Raw genomic sequence first — 18,553 nt, 5'->3', positions numbered from 1 at the left:
ATGCGCCAGCCCCGCGGTCAGCGCCACCGGGGTCCCCCCGACGAGCGCGTCACACTCGCGGCTGGGCCCGCCCGTGGGTTCTGAGCGAAGGGCACCTTCGGTCGGATAGACGGGCCGTGGGCACCCTTCGCCGGCACGCCGATCGCCCTACGGTGTCGGACCGTGGAGAGCGAGCGCGTCACCTACGAGCGCGACGGGCACGTCGCGACGATCACCTACTCCCGCCCGGAGAAGCTCAACGCGATCGACGGGGCGATGCGCGAGGGCCTCAACGAGGCGTTCGACCGCTTCCGCGCCGACGACGAGGCGTGGGTCGGGATCGTGACCGGCGAGGGGCGCGCGTTCTGCGTCGGCGCGGACCCGCGCGGCGAGGGCAACCCGGCCGGCGACTTCCCCGGCTCGTTCTGGGAGCGCCCGACCGTCAACTCGTTCGAGAGCGGTTGGGAGATCTTCAAGCCGGTGATCGCGGCGGTGAACGGGCACTGCCTGGGCTACGGGCTGACGCTCGTGACCTGGTGCGACCTCGTCGTCGCGAGCGAGAACGCGACGTTCGGCTTCCCCGAGGTCCGGCTGGGCATCCCGACGATCGTCGGCGCGATCCGCCTGCCCCAGCGCATCGGCTGGCAGCCCGCGATGGAGCTCCTGCTCACCGGCGAGCGGGTGGACGCCGAGCGGGCGCGCGAGATGGGGCTGGTGTCGCGCGTCGTGCCGCACGACGACCTGATGAGCGAGGCCCGCGCCCTCGCCGACCGCCTGCTCGCCGGCGCGCCCCTGGCCCAGCGCGCGATCAAGGAGATGGCGCGCCGGGCCCCGGACCTGCCCGCGAGCGAGGCGATCCGCTTCGGCGAGACGATGCGCCGCGTCGCCGGGGCCACCGAGGACGCGGCCGAGGGCGCCGCCGCCGCGCGGGAGAAGCGTGTGCCCCGCTGGCAGGGCAAGTAGGTGATCGCTCCGGGTGCTCCGCCGGGTCGACGTCATCGACCGGCGGGAGCACCCGGGCGGATCATCGACCCGCGCACCGGCCCCGGGGTGACGTGGGGGCTTTCCTGACGTTCAACGCCGGCGTGGCCGCCACGCTGACACACCCCGTGCGCCAGGCGAGCCCGGCGTGTCGGGCGAGCGAGGATGTGGCGTTCCTGGCGTCGGACGCCAGGAAAGCCGCATCGCTCGCAGTCAGGCGGTGCGTTCGAAGATCGCGGCGAGGCCCTGGCCGCCGCCGATGCACATCGTCTCCAGGCCGTAGCGGGCCTCGCGGCGGTCCATCTCGCGCACCATCGTCGCCAGGATCCGCACGCCCGTCGCACCGACCGGGTGCCCCAGCGAGATGCCCGAGCCGTTGGGGTTCACGCGCTCGTCGGTGACGAGGTCGATCCCCCACTCCCGCCCGACCCCGAGCGCCTGGGCCGCGAACGCCTCGTTCAGCTCGATCACGTCGATGTCCGCCAGCGACAGCCCGGCGCGCCCGAGAGCAGCCGCCGTCGCCGGCACCGGCCCGATCCCCATCACCTCGGGACCCACGCCCGCGAGCCCCCACGACACCAACCGCGCCAAGGGCCGCAGCCCCAGCTCCTCGGCCTTCTCCGGCGTCGTCACGATGCACACCGCGGCGCCGTCGTTCTGGCCCGAGGCGTTCCCCGCGGTCACCGTGGCTTCCGGGTCCTGCTTGCCCATGATCGGGCGCAGCCCCGAGAGCTTCTCCAGCGAGGCGTCCGGACGGATGTGCTCGTCGGCGTCGACGATCGTGTCCGACTTGCGCCCCGGCACCGTCACCGGCACCAGCTCGTCGGCGAAGCGCCCGTCCTTGACCGCCGCCGTCGCCTTCTCGTGGCTGCGCACCGCGAGGCGGTCCTGCTCCTCGCGACCGATCGCGTACTGCTTCCGCACGTTCTCCGCGGTCTCGATCATCCCGCCCCACACCGGGTGGTTCACCCCGCCGGCGTGCACGCGGCCCTGGGCCAGCGCGTCCTTGAACTCGAACCCGCCGGCCTTGGTGCCCCACCGCGGCGCCTGGCTGTAGTAGGTCGCGCCCGACATCGACTCCGCGCCGCCGGCCAGCACCAGCGACGCCCCGCCGGTCTGCACCGCCATCGCCGCGTAGAGCACCGCCTGCAGCCCCGACCCGCAGCGCCGGTCGACCTGGATGCCCGGCACCGACACCTCGAGACCCGCGTCCAGCGCCGCGACCCGGCCGATCGCCGGGGCGTCCATCGTCGGGTAGCAGTGCCCGAACGCGACGTCGTCGATCTGGTCGGCGGTGATCCCGGTGCGCGACACCAGCTCGCGGATCACCGTCGCCGCCAGCTCCTGGGGCGCCACGTCGCGCAGCGCACCCCCGAACCCGCCCACCGGGGTCCGCAGGGGCTCACAGATCACCGCATCGGCCACGACAGGACCCTCCTCTAGTACGCGTAGCGCAGGATGACCTCGGCGACGCACGCCGGCTTGGGCCACCCCTCGATCTCCACCGTCCCCCCGATCGTCGCCTGCACGCCGTTCGGGACGTCGGAGACGTCCACCAGGCGGCAGTGACCTCGCACACGGCTGGGCACGGGGACCGGCGCCGGGAACCGCACCTTGTTCAGCCCGTAGTTCACGGTCATCGACACCCCCTTGACCTCGAAGGTGTCCCACCCGAACTTCGGCATGAGGGCGACGGTGAGGAAGCCGTGGGCGACGGTCTTCCCGAACGGCCCCTTCGCGGCGGCGTCCGGGTCGACGTGGATCCACTGATGGTCGTCGGTGGCGTCGGCGAAGATGTCGACGCGGTGCTGGTCGACCGTGACCCACGCGCTCGTGCCGAGGTCCTCCCCCACGGCAGCACGCAGCTCTTCGACGTCGGCGAACACACGCATGGGAGGCGCTCCTAGAGATCGGCGGCGAGTTCCTTGACCTGCCCGACCAACGAGACCCGCTCGGCCGGCGTCCCCGCCAGCGGCGTGACGTTGATCGTCGTGACGCCCGCGCCCGCGAACGCCTGCAGCCGCTCGGCGACGTAGGAGCGCGGCCCGATGAGCGACATCGCCTTCACGAGGTCCTCGGGCACCGCGGCGGCGGCCTCGTCCTTCTTGCCGTCGAGGTAGAGGTCCTGGACCTTCGCGGCCTCCTCCTCGTACCCGTAGCGCTGCGCGAGCTCGTTGTAGAAGTTCTTGCCCTTGGCGCCCATCCCGCCGACGTAGAGCGCGACGAACGGCCGCATGCCGTCGAGCATCGCCTGCGCGGTGTCCGCGTCCTCGGTGATGCACAGCGACGCCTGCAGGTAGGTCTGCAGCTCGCCCAGCGACGGGTCGCGCTTGGCCTTGCCGGCCTCCAGCGACTCGCCCCACACCTCGTGCGCGCGCTCGGGCACGAAGAGGATCGGCAGCCAGCCCTCGGCGATCTCGGCGGTCAGCGCCACGTTCTTCGGGCCGATCGCGGCGAGGACGATCGGGATCCGGTCGCGCACCGGGTGGTTGATGATCTTCAGTGGCTTGCCCAGCCCGGTGCCCTGGTCGGGCGGCAGCGGGATGTCGTAGTAGCGGCCCGAGTGCTGCACCTTCTCGCGGCGCCACACCTGACGGCAGATGTCGACGATCTCGCGGGTGCGGCCCAGCGGGCCGTCGTAGCGCACGCCGTGGAAGCCCTCGATGACCTGCGGGCCCGACGCCCCGATACCGAGCGTGAAGCGCCCGCCGGAGACGTAGTCGAGGCCCGCCGCGGTCATGGCCGTCAGCGACGGGGTGCGGGTGTAGATCTGCAGGATGCCCGAGGCGATCTCGAGCCGGCTGGTGCGCGCGGCGATGAAGCCGAGCTGGCTCACCGCGTCGAAGCTGTACGCCTCGGGCACGAACGCGATGTCGAGCCCGGCCGCCTCGTGTTCGGCGAGCTCCGCGACCGTCTCCTCGAACCCGCCGCTGTAGTTCAACCCCATCCCGATGCGCACGGGGGCAGCCTGCCACGATCGCGTTGATCACGGCGCGGTGCGGGAGGTCCGGTGTTCACGACGACGGTGACGGTGCGCGGCTACGAGTGCGACGCCAACGGGCACGTCAACCACGCGGTCTACCACCAGTACGGCGAGCACGGCCGGACCGAGACCTTCCGGGAGCTCGGCCTGGAGATCACCGACCTCTCGGCGGCGGGCATCGGCCCGGTCATCCTCGAGACGACGGTGCGCTTCCTCGCCGAGCTGCGCGCCGGCGACGAGGTCGACGTCGTGCTCGACCTGCGCTTCGGGCAGGGCAAGACGTTCCGGATGGACATCGAGCTGCGCCGCGGGGACGTCGTCGCCGCGACGATCACCGGGACGATGGGCCTGCTCGACCACACCACCCGGCGCCTCGTCGCCGACCCGCGCGGCCGGCTGAAGGCCCTGGCCTCCCCGGCGGGGGCTCAGCTGCTCGAGGACTCCCCGGAGAAGTGACCGGGCCAGTCGCGGTAGCGGATCCGCGGCGTCGCGACGACCTCGCCCAGCGTCGACCACTCGTCGCCCCCGAGCCGCGCGAGCGGCGCGAGCCGCCGGGCGTCGGGGCGGCCGTCGACGAGCACGTCGTCGGCCACCGCGATGTGCACGACCCGCCCGAGCACCAGCGTGCAGTTGCCGACCTCGAGGGTGCGCTCGAGACGGCACTCCAGCGCCACCGGGGACTCGGCGATCCGCGGGGTCGCGATCACCGACGACGGCTCGCGGGTCAGGCCGGTCGCGTCGATCTCGCTCTCGTGCGCCGGGAAGTCGGTGGCGGTGGCGTTGATGTGCTCCAGCAGCGGCTCGGGCGTCAGGCACACCGTGAACTCCCCGGTGTCGTGCGCGTTGCGCAGCGAGTCCTTCTCCCCCACCGACGTGAACTGGACGACCGGCGGGTCGGTGCTCGCCACGGTGAAGAACGAGTGCGGCGCGAGGTTGTCGACGCCGTCGGCCGAGCGCGTCACCACCCAGGCGATCGCGCGCGGGACGATGACCGCGGTCAGCAGCTTGTAGACGCCGCGGGCGCCCACGGCGTCCGGGTCGAAGTCGGTGCGCACGGTCAGTTGTTACCCGGCAGCAGGCCGCTCGGGACCAACTGTGGGGCGCGCGACGTGGTGGTCGTCGACTCCGGCTCGCTGGTCTCCTCGGCGCCGCTCGCCGGCGCCTCCGAGGTCGTGGTCGCGTCGGCGCCGCCCGTCGGGGCGCTCGGCGTGGTCTCCGGCGCCGAGGGCTCGGTGGAGGTGGACGGGGCCGTGCCGATCACCGACCCGACGCTGGTGCCCGACTCCCCGCCGGACAGCGGTGAGCCCTTGATCCGCTCGATGCCGGTGATGGCGAGCATGGCGATGAGGAAGATCAGCAGCGCGGTGGCCGCGAGCAGGGCGTAGCGCTTCCAGGGCGGGCGGCGGGGCGGCTCGTCGTCGCCGTCCCCGTCGTCGCCGCCCGGCCCGTCGGGACCGCCCGGGCTGCCGACGAGCGCGGTCGCCTGGTCGTCGTCCGGGGACAGGACCCGCGTGCCGGGTCCGTGGACCTGCGTCGCCTCGCCGGCACCCGACCCGATCACCATGGTCGGGGTGTCGTCCGGGGACGTGCCCGTGACCCGCGTGCGGTCGTCCGCGCCGTCCCCGGCGGACATCGCGCTCGCCACCACGGTGCGGTCGTCGCCCACGCGCCCGGGACTGTCGGTGGGGCGGCGGGTGGTGCGCAGGCGGCCGCGGACGTGGTCGCGGGTCCGCTCGATCGAGCGCTGGTAGAAGGCGTCGCCGACCGTGGTGATCACGGCGGCGATGCCCGCGCCGGCGACGGTGCCCATGGCGCCGCCGACGAACGAGCCGACGCCCGCCGTCGTCACGGCCGCCGCGGCCCCGCCGCTGAGCTTGACGACCGACAGCTGCGACCCGGCCGACCCCGTGGCGGCGTGGGTGGTCGGGGTGTCGGTGGGCCCGGCCGCGGGGGCCGCCGCGTGCCGGGTCGGGGGCTCGGCGGACACGGCCGGCCGCGGCGGGACGTCGGCGGGCGGGTGACCGGGGCCGGACCAGCCGTTCGGCGCCGGCCCGGGACCGGGCGTGCCGTACCCGCCGGCCGGCCCGGCCGGGGGACGACCGGGCGGCCCGTACGGGCCGGGCGGCGGGCCCTGCGGGGCGCCGGGGGGCGGGCCGGCGTGGCGCGGCGGCATCGGGGGGCCGGGCGGCGGCGATCCCGGCGGCGGGGGACCGGACCACCCGGGCGGGCCGCCGGCGGGCGGCCGGGCACGGCCGTCCTGGGGGCCGTCGCGGGGGCCGTCGTGGTCCGCGCCGTGCCGCCCGGAGGCCGGCGGGGCGGCGGCGTCGTCGGGATCCGGCCCGGGCGCGGCGTGTCGCCCGCGGGGCCCGGGGGGTCCGGACTGCTCGCTCATCCTGCCCTCGCTGACCTCGACGATGCGCCCGCCGGCACCGGCCGGGCCGCCCTCAACCCTGCCCCACGGCCCCGACGGCACGCGGCCTGGGGCCCCGGGAGGCCACCGGACGCGGTCGTCCGCGCACGGACGGTCATCGGGCGGCCCCGGGCATCACGGTGTCGGGGTCACCCCGACGAGATCGGCCCGCGACCGGCGCTCAGTCGCCCGAGCGGCGGTGCCGGCCGCCGTTGCCGCGCAGCATCACGGGCCGGGACGGCCGCTCCTCGCTCCCGCCCGCGTCCTCGCGGAACGCACGCCGTTCGAAGCCGCGGTCGGTACGACCGAACGCCCGGCGGACTTCCTCGTAGATCGGCGTCTGCGACATGTGCGGCACCCTACGACTCCGTCCGGGGGTGCCGACGGGCACACCGTTTTCGCTGCCACGCGTGTGATTCGGCCCCTGACCTGGGAACACGCCAGGGAGGGCGACCGCGCGGAGATCAGCTTCTCGGGCATCGGAAGGGTCGATCACGAACCCGGATCCGAGGTCCACCCGGTCGGATCAATCTCTCCGGCGCGGCCCTCACCCGGTGTCGCCGAACCCAGGAGGACCATGACCACCCACCCGGCCGAGATGACCGTCCACTCGTCGCAGCCGTACAACGCCGAGCCGGTGCGCACCGTCCTCGCGGGCCGCGACCTGACGCCCGTCGAGGCCTTCTACCACCGCAACCACGCGAGCGAGCGGCCGCGGATCGACCCCGCAGCGTGGTCGCTCCGGGTCGACGGGATGGTCGAGCGTCCGGCGACGTTCTCGCTGGGCGCGCTGCGCGAGCGCTTCGCGGAGCACGCCGAGGTCGTCACCCTGCAGTGCGCGGGCAACCGCCGGGCGGGGCTGATGGAGGTCGCCGACCTCCCCGGCGAGACCCCGTGGGGTCCGGGCGCCACGGGCACCGCGCGGTGGGCCGGCGCGCGGCTCGCCGACGTGCTGCGCGACGCGGGCGTGGACCCCGCCGCGACCGACGTCGTCCTCACCGGCGCCGACGTCGCCGACGAGCCCGGCGAGCCCTACGCGGTGTCGGTGCCGCTCGAGAAGGCGCTGGGCTCCGAGGTGCTCTTGGCCTGGTCGATGAACGACGACCCGCTGCCCGCCGCGCACGGAGCGCCGGTGCGCGTCGTCGTCCCCGGCTGGATCGGCGCCCGCAGCGTCAAGTGGCTCGACCGCATCACCGTCGCGGACGCGCCGTCGCCGGGCTTCTACCAGGCGGTCGCCTACCGCCTCCTGCCCGCCGACGCCTCCCCCGCGCCGGGCCGGGGCGTGGCGCTCGGCCCGATCGCGGTCAACGCCGACGTGCTGTCGCCCGCCGACGGCGCCGAGGTCGCCGCGGGACCCGTCCACGTCACCGGGTACGCGCTGGCCGGGGGCGACCGGACGGTGGTGCGCGTCGACGTCTCCACCGACGACGGCACGACCTGGACCGAGGCGGACCTCGCGCCGCAGGCGAGCCGGTGGAGCTGGCGGCACTGGCACATCGACCTGGACCTGCCCGCCGGCACCACGCGGGTCGTCGCCCGTGCCTGGGACTCCGCCGGCGGTGTGCAGCCCGCCGACCCCGCCGAGCTGTGGAACCCCAAGGGCTACGTCAACAACGCCTGGGCCCGCGTGACGCTGCACGCGGTCGCGGCCGCCGACGGGTGAGCCGACGCCCAGCGGGCACCCGCCCGGGTCATGGACACGGGGTGGAGGAGAAGCTCATGAGCACGGACCCGCGGGGATCGACCAGTCGCCGCGTGACGATCGGGATCGTCGTCGCGGCGTTCCTCCTCGCGCTGATCGCGCTGGCCGTCGGGCTGTTCCTCGCCGCCCAGAGCACGGTCGCGCCGACCAGCCCGCAGACGAACGGCATGGTCGTGGTGCTGGCCCCCGGACTCGTCTGAGCGTGCCCCGATCGGGCACGATGCGGGGACCAAATGTCCCTACATCCGGGGGTGCGCGTGGGTCAGGCGCCCGATGAGGAGCAGGAGCACGAGCCCGACTACCGCTTCACCCTGGCCAACGAACGCACGTTCCTCGCCTGGCTGCGGACCTCGTTGTCGCTCCTCGCGGCCGGTGTCGCGGTCGTGCAGCTGCTGCCCGAGTTCGCCGTGCCCGGCACCCGCGGGGTGGTGGGCGGCCTGCTCGCGGCGCTGGCGGTCGTCACCGCGGCGGGCGGGGTGCTGCGCTGGCGCGGGGTGGAGTTCGCGATCCGCCGCGGCCGGCCGCTGCCCCGCCAGCGCCTGCCCTGGGTGCTCGCCGCCGGTCTCGTGGTGCTCGCCCTGTTCGGCCTCGCCCTCGTCGCGCTGCGGGCGCTCGCGTGAGCTCGCCCTCGGACGCGGGGCTGCAGGCCGAGCGGACGGGCCTGGCGTGGAGCCGGACGTCGCTGGGCGTCGCCGCCAACGCGGTGCTGCTCGCGGTCCGCGAGCTCACCCACGACGGCCCCGGCCCGTCGCTGGTCCTGGCCGGGGCGGCGGCCGTGCTCGCCGTGGTCGTCGCGGTCTACGGCCGGTGGCGCACCGCGCGGATCAGCCACGCCCCGCTGCCCTCGCCGCTCGCCCCGCACCGTGCGGTCCCGCTGCTCGGCGGCGCGGTGGCGCTGCTGGCCCTGGTCACGGGCGTGGTGCTGTCCCTGCGGTAGCCGGCACCCGCTGCTCGGGGGTGGGCCCGGAGCGGATGAGCGTGACGAGACCCGTCACCGCCACGACCGCGCTCAGCCCGGCGAGGACCGCACCCGAGACCCCCAGCGAGAACCGCTCGCCGAGCACCACGATGCCGATCGCCATGGCCGCCACCTGGTCGACGGTGATCTGCGTCGACAGCCCGGCGTCGAGCCCGCCGTCGCGGTAGGCGGTCTGCAGCAGCAGGATCGAGGCCACCGGCAGGATCGTCGCCGCGCCGAGCACGGCGGCGATGAGCCACGGCGAGCGCCCGTCCTGGACCAGCCGGAACGTGAGCCGGACCAGGCCCGACGTCGCGCCCGCGCACAGTCCCGAGACCGCGGCGCGGACCACCGCCCGGGGCACGGGCGGGGCGCGCCCGCTGGCGACGGTGACCACCGCCGCGAGCACCAGGACGACAACCAGGGTCCCGAGCACGAGGTCGGCGTCCGGGGGGACCTGCGAGGGCTGGTGCTCGGCCAGCCCGAAGAGCCCGGCCAGCCCGATCACCAGCACGACCGCGCCGAACCACTCCGCGCGGTGGATCCGCCGCCGCTCGAGCCACGCGTCGAGGGGCAGGGCGAGGATCAGCGCGGTCACGCCGATGGGCTGGACCAGCGTGATCGAGCCGAAGCCGAGCGCGACGACGTGGATCATCGCCCCGACGACCATCGCCGCGACGCCGCCCCACCACCAGGGCCGGCGCAGCAGCGCACCGAAGAACGGCAGGCCGGCGCCCGCGTGCTCCGCGCCGTCGACGGTGCGCCCGGTCTCGCGCCGCTGCAGGGCCGCCGAGAGCGCGTACGCCAGGGCCGAGCAGCAGGCGAGGGCGACCGCGATCGTCGAGTTCGCGGTCACGCGAGGGGCACCGGGTGGTGAGGCACGGCGAGGTCTACCCGGGCCGTCAGCGCACGAACGCGCTGTGGCCGGTGATCGCCTTGCCGACGATCAGCGTGTTCATCTCGCGGGTGCCCTCGAAGGAGTAGAGCGCCTCGGCGTCGGCGAAGTAGCGGGCGACGCCGTTGCTCAGCAGCACCCCGTTGCCGCCGACGACCTGGCGGGCCCAGGCGACGGTCTCGCGCATGCGGGTCGCGCAGAACTCCTTGGCCAGCGCCGAGTGCGCGTCCGACCCGCCCCCGGCGTCGAGGAGCTGGGCGTTGCGCACCGCCATGCCCAGCGACGACGTCACGTTGCCCAGCATCTGCACGAGCAGCTCCTGCATGAGCTGGAACCCGGCGATCGGGCGCCCGAACTGCTCGCGCTGCTGCGCGTAGGACAGGGCCGTCTCGTAGGCGCCCATCTGTGTGCCGGTCGCGCCCCAGGACGCGTTGGCCCGCGTGACCCGCAGGACCCCGCCCGCGTCGGCGAACGTGCCCGAGCCGCCCGCGAGGCGGTGGTCGTCGGGGACCCGCACGCCGCGCAGGGCGATGTCGGCGTTCTGGACGATCCGCAGGGCCGTCTTGCCCTCGATCTTGGCGATCGTCATGCCCTCGGTCTCGCGCGGCACGACGAACCCGCGCACCTCGCCCGTCTCGAGGTCCCGGGCCCAGACGACGACGATGTCGGCGAAGGTCGCGTTGCCGATCCAGCGCTTGTCGCCGTCGAGCACCCAGTGGTCGCCGTCGCGGCGCGCGGTGGTCTCCATGCCGCCGGCGACGTCGGAGCCGCCGTGGGGCTCGGTGAGCCCGAAGGCGCCGATCGTCTCCATCCGCGCCATCGACGGCAGCCAGCGCTGCCGCTGCTCCTCGGTGCCGCCCGCCCAGATCGAGCCCATGGCGAGACCCGAGTGGATGCCGAAGAAGCTGTTCACCGACGGGTCGACGCGCGCGATCTCGGCCGCCACGAACCCGAGGAACAACCGGCGCGCGGGCTCGTCGGTGCTCGCGCCCAGCCCGTAGGGCAGGCCGGCGAGGTCGAGGGCCGCGAAGCCCTTGACCAGCTGCATCGGGAACTCGGCGCGCTCCCAGGCCTCCTCGACCAGCGGGGCGACGTCCTCGGCGAGGTACGAGCGCAGGCGGCGCAGCGTCGCGGTCTCCTCGGCGGTGAGCAGGTCGGCGTAGTCGTAGAAGTCGGCGATCGCGTCGCGGTCCGCGGCGAGGTCGAGCACGGGATGCGGCAGCGCCGGGAAGTCCGACGGGAGCTCGGGCATGCCCCCAGCCTGGACCGCACCACCGTCCGGGCGCCATCCGGCCGGCGAGCCCGCCCAGGATGATGCTTGTACTATCCAAGCAAATGCGCCCCGTCGAGGGATCGTCCGGGCGCGGGGTGCGTGATCGGTGGACGATGGGTCGCGCAGGACGCGGCGCGTTCGAGAGAGGTGGACGTCGGTGGACGGTCAGGAACCGATCATGATCTTCGGTCGGGTGACGCGGGGCGACGGCGCGCCGGTGCCCGGCGCGGCGCTGACGCTGTGCGACCTCTCCGGCGACCAGCTCGACCGCGCCGCCTCCGACGAGGGCGGCCACTACCAGCTTGTGCCGCCGACCGGCGGGACCTACCTGGTCATCTGCGCCTCGTCCACCCACCAGCCGCAGGCCTCGCTCGTGGCCGTCGCCGACCGCCCGCTGCGCCACGACGTCGGCCTCGCCGGCGGCGGCGCGACGCTGGGCGGCACCGTCGGCGTGCGCCACGCGGCCGGCACCAACGGTGACGGCGCGGGCGTCGGCAGCGGCTGGGGCGACGTCGTGCTCACCCTCACCGACGTGCGCGGCACCGTCGTCGCCGTCACCCGCTCGTCCCCCGACGGCGGCTACCGCTTCGCCGACCTCACCGAGGGCACCTACACGCTCACGGCCGCCGCGCCGCGCCTCGCGCCGGTCGCCGAGACCGTCCGCGTGCCGGCTGAGGGGCACGTCGCCCACGACATCGCCCTGGCCACCCGCACCCGGCTCTCGGGCACCGTGCGCTCCGCGGGCGCGGGGCGTCCGGTCGCCGAGGCCCTGGCCACGCTGGTCAGCGAGGACGGCCACGTCGTCGGCTCGCGCGTCACCGGCGAGGACGGGTCGTTCCGCTTCGACGACGTCGCCCACGGCGTCTACACGATCACGGCGAGCGGCTACGCCCCGGTGGCCTCGGAGATCGAGATCGGCCCGGGCCACCCGTCGGACGTCGTGCTGAGCCTCGTCCCACCGGCCGTCGACGCGCCCGCCGGCGCCTCCGAGCCGCCGTCGCGCCCGGACGCGCCGCGTGGCGACGACGGCGCTGCGGCCGGCAACGGGTTCGGCGGCCGCCACGGCCAGCACGAGGACGCGACCGAGCCCCGCAGCGGGTCGGGCGGCGAGCGCCGGTGAGCTCCGGGCACACCGCAGGCGGGGTCACCGAGGTGACCCGCGGCGGCGGCTGGGTCCGGGGCGCCGCCGTCACCAGCGACGGGTGGCCGGTGCCCTTCGCCGTCGTGACGGTGATCGACGCCGCCGGCACCCAGATCGGCGGGACCTCGGTCGGCGGCGACGGCACCTTCCTCGTCGAGGGGCTGCCCGAGGGCCCGGCCACCGTGATCACGTCCGCGGTCGGGCACACCCCGGCCGCGCGCCCGCTGGCCGGGAGCGGCGACCTCGGCCGCGTGGTGCTGACCCGCTCGGGCGCCCTGTCCCTGCCCGCCCCCGGGCGCTGGGAGATCGACCCCGTGCACTCGCGGATCGCCGCGTCGGCGTTCCACCTGGGCATCACCAAGGTCCACGGCCGCCTGCGCACCTTCACCGGCGCGATCGAGATGGCCCGCGACCTCGCGGGCACGCGCGTGCACGCCGCCATCGACCCGGCGAGCGTCGACACCGACGACGACACCCGCGACCAGCACCTGCGTGCCGGCGACTTCCTCGACGTCCTCGCCTTCCCGCGGATCGAGTTCACCTCGACGCGTATCGTCGGGCACACCCCCGACCACTGGACGATGACCGGCGACCTGGTGCTCAAGGGCGTGCGCAACACCGTCGACCTCGACGTCGTCTACCACGGCGCGGGCCCCGACCTCTGGGGCGGCGAGCGCGCCGGGTTCTCCGCGACGACCCAGCTCTCGCGCGACGACTTCGACATCCGCTGGAACCAGTCGGTGATCGCCGGCATCTTCGCGGTCGGCCGGACCCTGCGCATCGAGATCGACATCGAGGCGGTGCGGACCGCCTGACCCGCGTGCGCCGTGCGGAGGGTCGGCAGGGGCCCGGCGTGGCCCGGCGTGGCCCGGCGTGGCCCCGGGAGATCACGAGCACGTGGTCGACCCCGGGCACGCCGGCCGGGGCGACGAGGTGCCCCTGATCACCGGGCGCCCGCCGACCACGACCTTCCCGGGCCCCCGCGCGCGCCGACCCCGCGTTACTGGCTGGTATCCCTCGCCAGGCGAGCGATACCAGCCAGTAACCGCCGGCCACGGGTCCGCGCGGCGAGCAAGCCTCAGCCCGGCAGCGCCGCCCGGGCGCGCAGGACCACGTCGATGTGCACCGGGGTGCCGTTGACGGTCACGCGCGTGACGGCCGGGGCCGCCGCGCCGGGCCCCCGCGGGCTGGCGATCACCAGGTAGTCACCGGAGCGCCCGTCGGCGCTGAGGGTGAAGTGCCCGTCGTCGTCGGTGGTCGCGCGGTCGGCCTCGTGCCCGCCGGCGTCGACGAGCGTCAGGACCGCGGACGCGGGGCCGTCGTCGGGCGCCACGATCCGCCCCGCCACCGCGACAGGACGCTCGGGGGCGAGCTCCTGCCCCAGCGCCTCCCCCACCGCCCCGGCCTCGGACACCGACGGCTTCGCGTCGTCGAACAGCGACGCGATCGCGGCGACGAGGCAGCATGCGGCGGCGAAGCCGAGCGCCAGGAACAGGCCGTCGGCGAACGGTCCGGAGATCAGCTCGGGGAAGAAGCTGCGCCCCGTCAGGAACTCCGCCTGCTGCGGGCCGACCTGGGCCAGCACGCCGGGGCCCAGCAGCGTCTCGATCGGGTTGTAGCCCAGGAGCGCGGCGAACAGCGTGCTCACGGGCGGCAGCTCGGAGATGCGGCCCGCGACGTCGGGCGGGACGCCCTGGCCGGTGAGCCCGCCGAACAGCGCGCTCGGCAGCGTCGAGGCGAGGCCGAGGATCAGCATCGAGAAGAAGATGCCGATCGAGAGCACGGTCGCGCCGTTCATGAACGTCGCGGTCATGCCCGCGGCCGCCCCGCGCTGGCGGGCCGGCACGCTGTTCATGATCGAGGCGCGGTTCGGCGAGGAGAACAAGCCCATCGCCAGCCCGTTGACCCCGAGCAGGACCGCGAACAGCGGGTACGGGAAGTCGACCGGCAGGAAGCCCATGAGCAGGAAGCTCGCGGCGGCCACGAGCATCCCGCCCGCGGCGTACCAGCGGGCGCCGTGCCGGTCGGAGAGGAAGCCCGAGACCGGTCCGGCGACGAGGAAGCCGATGGTCAGCGGGACCATGTAGATGCCGGCCCACAGCGGCGTCGACTCGTAGTCGTAGCCGTGGCGGGGCAGCCAGATGCCCTGCAGCCAGATGATGAGGATGAACTGCAGGCCGCCGCGCCCGAGCGCGGAGAGCAGGTTGGCGATGTTGCCGGCCGTGAACGAGCGGATGCCGAACAGCGACAGGTGGAACATCGGGTGCGCGACGCGCCGCTCGACGGCCACGAACACCGCGAGCACCACGACGCCGCCGATGAGGCAGACGAGCACCGTCGGGCTGGTCCAGCCCATGACGTGCCCGCCGTAGGGCTGGATGCCGTAGGTGATGCCCATCAGCACCGCGACGAGGCCGACGGCGAAGGTGATGTTGCCCCACCAGTCGATGCGGCCCTCGTGGCGCTCGCTGGTCTCCTTCAGCTTCACCCAGGCCCAGATCGTGCCGCCGACGCCGATCGGCACCGACACGACGAACACCAGGTGCCAGGCCACCGGCGCGAGCACCCCGCCGATGATCAGGCCGAGGAACGAGCCGGCGATCGCCGCGATCGAGTTGATGCCGAGCGCGAGGCCCCGCTGCTGCGCGGGGAAGGCGTCGGTGAGGATCGCCGTGGAGTTGGCGAGCAGCAGCGCCCCGCCGATGCCCTGCAGGACGCGCATGCTGATCAGCCAGATCGCGCCGGCGTCGCCCTGCAGCCAGGTGACGGCCAGCAGGATCGAGAACACGGTGAACACCGCGAAGCCGAGCGTGTACATCCGCGTGCGGCCGTACATGTCGCCGACCCGGCCGAACGTGACGACGAGGACGGCCGTCACCACCAGGTATCCCATGATCAGCCACAGCAGGTAGCTGATGTTCTCCGGCCGCAGCGGGTCGAGCGCGATGCCGCGGAAGATGTCGGGCAGCGCGATGAGCAGGATCGACATGTTGATCGTCACGATCAGCACGCCGAGCGTCGTGTTCGTCAGCGCGACCCACTTGTACCGCGGGCCCAGGTGCGCCACCGCGGGCGCCACCGCCGTCCTGCTCGCCACGTCGCCTCCGGGCTCACACCGAGTTGATTAGGTTCGGGCAACTATCCTAAGCATGCCCCGGGCCGCCGCGCGGCGCGACGTCGGGAATCGGCTCGCCGGCGTCGGTAGCGTGCCGAGCCATGCCCACCCTGCTCACGGCCGACGCCGTGCGCCGCTCGATGATCAACTGCTCGAAGGGCGACGCGAAGCGGATGACGGTCGTCGACGCCGTCGTCGGCACCGACCTCGACGCCGTCGAGTTCGCCGGCTGGCACGACCCCCGCATGCCGCAGCGGGCCTACCTCGTGACGCTGCACGAGGGGGCGGTCACCGGGGTGCTGCTGCGCCCGGCTGCCGGCGGCGCCCGGCGGACCGCGATGTGCGCGCTCTGCCGCACGACCCACACCGACGGCGAGGTCACGCTCTACACCGCGGCGCGCGCCGGGGCGGCGGGCCGCGAGGGCAACAGCGTCGGCACCTACGTGTGCACGGACCTGGCCTGCCCCGCCACGACCCGCCTCGAGCGCAAGCCCAGCGCGAGCGTGACGCCCGACCTCAGCCTGCCGGTCGACGAGCGCGTCGCCGGCCTGCGCGTGCGCGTCGACGGCTTCGTGGCCGCCGTGCGCGGGACCGGGGACGCGGCGCGGACGCCTGCCTAGATCACGACCCGGACTGCGGCACGAGCACCGGCAACGCCCGCAGGGCCAGGTCGACGAGCACCGGCTGGGCCTGGTCCAGCGGCACCGGGCGGTTCGGCGTGAGTGTGAAGCTCGCCGTCACGCGGCCGTAGACCACCACGAGGACCGGGCCGTCGGGGTCCGGGTAGTAGATCGCCTCAGCCGCGCCCAGCGGCACCGGCTGGGCCGGCACCCCGGCGCTCGCCTGCGCGTCGCGGTTGACCCGCGACTGCGCCGCGGCGGCCGGCGGGTCGGTGTAGCCGCTGGTCAGCACCTTGAGCACCAGCGTGTTCGACGGCGGGGCGCCCGGCCCGCCGAGCGAGGTGTAGTTGCAGGTGACGCGCTCGAGGCGCCCGACGGACGGGGCGGGCACGTCCCGCAGCGCCGTCACGCGCACCGAGCCGAGCGGCAGCCCGAGGTAGTTGGGCACCTGGTCGGACGCCAGCACCTGGTCGCACTCGGTGGGCAGGATGCTGTTGCGCGGCGGCGGCGCGCTGGTGACCGGCGCGGCGCCGGGGCCGGGGAACTCCGGGATCGGCGGGGTGCCCGACGACGCGCCGGAGGAGCAGGCGGCCGCCAGGAGGGCCGCGGCGGCCAGCGTGCCCGCCACCAGCGCGCGTCGTGCCCTCAGTGCCGCTCCCGCGCGCCCCATCGCCCCCGCCCGTCGTGTCTCGCCCCGTGGCCTGTCCCCGGGGACCGTACTGGCCACCCGCCCACGGTAGTGCCGTCGGCCGGGACCCGGCGCGGCGCGGGTCAGTCGCCCTCGTCCAGCTCGCGCAGGACCCGCTGGGCCACCGCGAACGCCCGGTTGGCCGCGGGCACCCCGGCGTAGACGCCGACCTGGAGCAGCACCTCCACGATCTCCTCGCGGGTCAGCCCGTTGCGGCGCGCGGCGCGCACGTGCAGGCCCAGCTCGCCCTCGTGGTGCAGGGCGGCGAGCACCGAGAGCGTCACGATGCTGCGCTCGCGCCGCTCGAGGCCCGGGCGGGTCCAGATGCCGCCCCAGGCGTAGCGGGTGATGAAGTCCTGGAACTCGGCAGTGACGTCGTCGGTGTTCGCGACGGACCGGTCGACGTGCTCGTCGCCGAGCACCGCGCGGCGCACCTCCTCGCCGGCGGGGTCCCAGTGCTCGGTGGAGGGGTGGGGGCTCACGGGCGGTCCTTCCTCGTCCTGGACTCCAGGAAGTCGTCGACGAGCGCGGCCGCCTCGCCCACGGCCGCGGCCGGGTCGAGCAGGGCGCGCGCCTCGTCGGGGTCGCCGAGCGCCTCGGCGAGCACGTCGGCGAACGGCCGGCCCTCGTCCTGGGCCGCGCCCGCCGCGGTCGTGACGAGGTCCTTCGCCGCGGCGTGCCCCAGGCGGGCGCGCAGGCCGGTCGTCGCCTGCTCGGCGAGCAGCAGGCCGCCGGTGACGTCGAGCGCGGCCGCGACCCGGTCGGTGTCGACGACCAGGTGGCCCAGCGCGTCGGCGAGCCACGCGGCGCCGGACCCGACGGTGCGCAGGAGCTCGGTGAGCGGGCGCCACTCGGCGTGCCAGGGACCGGCGGCACGCTCGTGCTCGTGCAGCGACGCGCCCGTGAGCACCGAGGCCACGAGGCCCGCCACGGCGATCGCGGCGGCGCGGGCGGACACCGCGGCGACCGGGTTGCGCTTGTGGGGCAGCGTCGACGAGCCGCCGCGGCCCGGGACGTCCTCGCGGACCTCGCCGACCTCGGTCTGCGCGAGGAGCACCAGATCCGTGGACACCGAGCCGACCGCGGCGCCGGCGCGGCCGAGCAGCCCGGCGAGCTCGGCGACCCGCCCGCGCTCGGTGTGCCACGCGAGCGTCGGTTCGGCGAGGTCGAGGCGACGGGCCAGCGCCGCGCGGACGGCCCGCCCGTGCCCGTCGAACGCCGCCAGGGTGCCGACCGCGCCGCCGAGCTGCACCGCGGGGCGCCAGGCCGCCAGCGCGGCGGCGGCGTCGTCGAGGCCGCCGGCCCAGCCCGCGAAGCGCAGCCCGGCGGTGATGGGCGCGGCCTGCTGGAGCAGGGTGCGCCCGGCCGCGGGGCGGTCGCGGTGGGCCGCGGCGAGGCCGGCGGCGGCGTCGGCGGCCTCGCGCAGGTCCGTGGTGATGGCCGCGACGGCCCGGCGCGCCACCAGCATCGCCGCGGTGTCCACGACGTCCTGGCTGGTGGCGCCGCGGTGCACGCCCGACGCGGCGGAGCCCTCGAGCCCCGCCCGCAGCCGCGTGACCAGCGGGACCACGGGGTTGCCCGACGCCGCCGCCTCCTCGCCGAGCTCTTCGGCGTCGACGGGCCGGCGGCAGGCGTCGCTGATCGCGTCGGCGTCGGCGCGCTCGAGGGTACCGACGTCGGCCGCGGCCTGCGCCAGCGCCGACTCGACCTCGAGCAGCGCCTCGATCCAGGCCGCGTCGGCGACCGCCGCCCGGGCCTGGCCACGCGCGAGCACGGGGTCGAACAGGCCGGGGCGGTCGGTCACCGGG

General features: G+C 75.2%; 21 protein-coding genes. 9 read left to right on the top strand and 12 right to left on the bottom strand.

Translation table 11 applies throughout. The features are described from left to right. Nucleotides 1-162 precede the first annotated feature (162 nt). Nucleotides 163-942, top strand: a complete 780-nt coding sequence (locus ACFPK1_RS05080; protein WP_378019821.1) for an enoyl-CoA hydratase/isomerase family protein — start codon at nt 163-165, stop codon at nt 940-942. Nucleotides 943-1,173: 231 nt separating this feature from the next. On the opposite strand, the gene ACFPK1_RS05075 is transcribed toward ACFPK1_RS05080, so the two are convergent. The 3 genes from ACFPK1_RS05075 to ACFPK1_RS05065 are packed head-to-tail and all read right to left on the bottom strand — an operon-like array spanning nt 1,174 to nt 3,919. Further along, entirely contained in the window at nt 1,174-2,385 is a 1,212-nt protein-coding gene (locus ACFPK1_RS05075; RefSeq protein ID WP_378019820.1) for an acetyl-CoA C-acetyltransferase, read from the bottom strand. 14 nt (nt 2,386-2,399) lie between these two features. Then, complete coding sequence (locus ACFPK1_RS05070) at nt 2,400-2,852, bottom strand: MaoC family dehydratase (protein WP_378019819.1); 453 nt, start codon at nt 2,850-2,852, stop codon at nt 2,400-2,402. 11 nt (nt 2,853-2,863) lie between these two features. Further along, the gene (locus tag ACFPK1_RS05065) at nt 2,864-3,919 is read right to left on the bottom strand and encodes an LLM class F420-dependent oxidoreductase (RefSeq protein ID WP_378019818.1); all 1,056 of its coding nucleotides are present in this window, start codon (nt 3,917-3,919) and stop codon (nt 2,864-2,866) included. A 51-nt stretch (nt 3,920-3,970) separates the two neighbouring features. On the opposite strand from ACFPK1_RS05065, the gene ACFPK1_RS05060 reads away from it, so the two are divergent. Then, complete coding sequence (locus ACFPK1_RS05060; RefSeq protein WP_378019817.1) at nt 3,971-4,399, top strand: acyl-CoA thioesterase; 429 nt, start codon at nt 3,971-3,973, stop codon at nt 4,397-4,399. On the opposite strand, the gene ACFPK1_RS05055 is transcribed toward ACFPK1_RS05060, so the two are convergent. The 3 genes from ACFPK1_RS05055 to ACFPK1_RS05045 form a co-directional block, all read right to left on the bottom strand. Next, the gene (locus tag ACFPK1_RS05055) at nt 4,369-4,998 is read right to left on the bottom strand and encodes a flavin reductase family protein (RefSeq protein WP_378019816.1); all 630 of its coding nucleotides are present in this window, start codon (nt 4,996-4,998) and stop codon (nt 4,369-4,371) included. The genes ACFPK1_RS05060 and ACFPK1_RS05055 overlap by 31 nt on opposite strands. Before the next feature lie 2 nt (nt 4,999-5,000). Continuing rightward, entirely contained in the window at nt 5,001-6,335 is a 1,335-nt protein-coding gene (locus tag ACFPK1_RS05050) for a hypothetical protein (protein WP_378019815.1), read from the bottom strand. A gap of 199 nt (nt 6,336-6,534) precedes the next feature. Further along, entirely contained in the window at nt 6,535-6,702 is a 168-nt protein-coding gene (locus tag ACFPK1_RS05045) for a hypothetical protein (protein WP_378019814.1), read from the bottom strand. A 228-nt stretch (nt 6,703-6,930) separates the two neighbouring features. On the opposite strand from ACFPK1_RS05045, the gene ACFPK1_RS05040 reads away from it, so the two are divergent. From ACFPK1_RS05040 to ACFPK1_RS05025, 4 genes are read left to right on the top strand one after another with little or no spacing between them, the layout of a single operon-like run. Beyond that, complete coding sequence (locus ACFPK1_RS05040) at nt 6,931-8,016, top strand: sulfite oxidase (RefSeq protein WP_378019813.1); 1,086 nt, start codon at nt 6,931-6,933, stop codon at nt 8,014-8,016. Between the two features lie 56 nt (nt 8,017-8,072). Beyond that, entirely contained in the window at nt 8,073-8,255 is a 183-nt protein-coding gene (locus ACFPK1_RS05035) for a hypothetical protein (protein WP_378019812.1), read from the top strand. Nucleotides 8,256-8,312: 57 nt separating this feature from the next. Next, nucleotides 8,313-8,675, top strand: a complete 363-nt coding sequence (locus ACFPK1_RS05030) for a YidH family protein (protein WP_378019811.1) — start codon at nt 8,313-8,315, stop codon at nt 8,673-8,675. Continuing rightward, nucleotides 8,672-8,992: a DUF202 domain-containing protein gene (locus ACFPK1_RS05025; RefSeq protein ID WP_378019810.1), complete on the top strand. Its 321-nt coding sequence runs from the start codon at nt 8,672-8,674 to the stop codon at nt 8,990-8,992. The genes ACFPK1_RS05030 and ACFPK1_RS05025 overlap by 4 nt, the downstream gene beginning before the upstream one ends. On the opposite strand, the gene ACFPK1_RS05020 is transcribed toward ACFPK1_RS05025, so the two are convergent. Continuing rightward, entirely contained in the window at nt 8,964-9,869 is a 906-nt protein-coding gene (locus tag ACFPK1_RS05020) for a DMT family transporter (protein WP_378019809.1), read from the bottom strand. The genes ACFPK1_RS05025 and ACFPK1_RS05020 overlap by 29 nt on opposite strands. Before the next feature lie 46 nt (nt 9,870-9,915). Beyond that, on the bottom strand, nt 9,916-11,160 hold the full coding sequence (locus ACFPK1_RS05015; RefSeq protein WP_378019808.1) for an acyl-CoA dehydrogenase family protein: 1,245 nt from the start codon (nt 11,158-11,160) through the stop codon (nt 9,916-9,918). A 178-nt stretch (nt 11,161-11,338) separates the two neighbouring features. Here ACFPK1_RS05015 and ACFPK1_RS05010 point away from each other — a divergent pair, with 178 nt between their 5' ends. Together ACFPK1_RS05010 and ACFPK1_RS05005 are read left to right on the top strand one after the other, a co-directional pair. Beyond that, on the top strand, nt 11,339-12,301 hold the full coding sequence (locus ACFPK1_RS05010) for an MSCRAMM family protein (RefSeq protein ID WP_378019807.1): 963 nt from the start codon (nt 11,339-11,341) through the stop codon (nt 12,299-12,301). Beyond that, nucleotides 12,298-13,137 carry a YceI family protein gene (locus ACFPK1_RS05005; RefSeq protein WP_378019806.1) on the top strand — a complete coding sequence of 280 codons (840 nt, stop codon included), beginning with the start codon at nt 12,298-12,300 and terminating at the stop codon, nt 13,135-13,137. Before ACFPK1_RS05010 ends, ACFPK1_RS05005 begins: the two co-directional genes overlap by 4 nt. Nucleotides 13,138-13,400: 263 nt before the next feature. Here ACFPK1_RS05005 and ACFPK1_RS05000 read toward each other — a convergent pair whose 3' ends face one another. Further along, the gene (locus ACFPK1_RS05000; RefSeq protein WP_378020261.1) at nt 13,401-15,401 is read right to left on the bottom strand and encodes an MFS transporter; all 2,001 of its coding nucleotides are present in this window, start codon (nt 15,399-15,401) and stop codon (nt 13,401-13,403) included. A gap of 137 nt (nt 15,402-15,538) precedes the next feature. Between ACFPK1_RS05000 and ACFPK1_RS04995 the strand changes: the two genes are divergently transcribed. Continuing rightward, on the top strand, nt 15,539-16,057 hold the full coding sequence (locus tag ACFPK1_RS04995; protein ID WP_378019805.1) for an FBP domain-containing protein: 519 nt from the start codon (nt 15,539-15,541) through the stop codon (nt 16,055-16,057). Between the two features lies 1 nt (nt 16,058). On the opposite strand, the gene ACFPK1_RS04990 is transcribed toward ACFPK1_RS04995, so the two are convergent. From ACFPK1_RS04990 to ACFPK1_RS04980, 3 genes are all read right to left on the bottom strand, one after another. Beyond that, entirely contained in the window at nt 16,059-16,685 is a 627-nt protein-coding gene (locus ACFPK1_RS04990) for a hypothetical protein (protein ID WP_378019804.1), read from the bottom strand. Between the two features lie 143 nt (nt 16,686-16,828). Beyond that, nucleotides 16,829-17,227: a 4-carboxymuconolactone decarboxylase gene (gene pcaC / locus ACFPK1_RS04985; RefSeq protein WP_378019803.1), complete on the bottom strand. Its 399-nt coding sequence runs from the start codon at nt 17,225-17,227 to the stop codon at nt 16,829-16,831. Continuing rightward, nucleotides 17,224-18,549, bottom strand: coding sequence for a lyase family protein (locus ACFPK1_RS04980; RefSeq protein WP_378019802.1), 1,326 nt, complete (start codon nt 18,547-18,549; stop codon nt 17,224-17,226). Before ACFPK1_RS04980 ends, pcaC begins: the two co-directional genes overlap by 4 nt. Between the last annotated feature and the right edge of the window lie 4 nt (nt 18,550-18,553).

The organism is Actinomycetospora rhizophila, from assembly GCF_042657905.1.
In the GTDB taxonomy this organism is placed as follows: domain Bacteria; phylum Actinomycetota; class Actinomycetes; order Mycobacteriales; family Pseudonocardiaceae; genus Actinomycetospora; species Actinomycetospora rhizophila.
The sequence above is the reverse complement of the archived record's forward strand: the minus strand, read 5'-3'. Positions and strand labels throughout refer to the sequence as shown.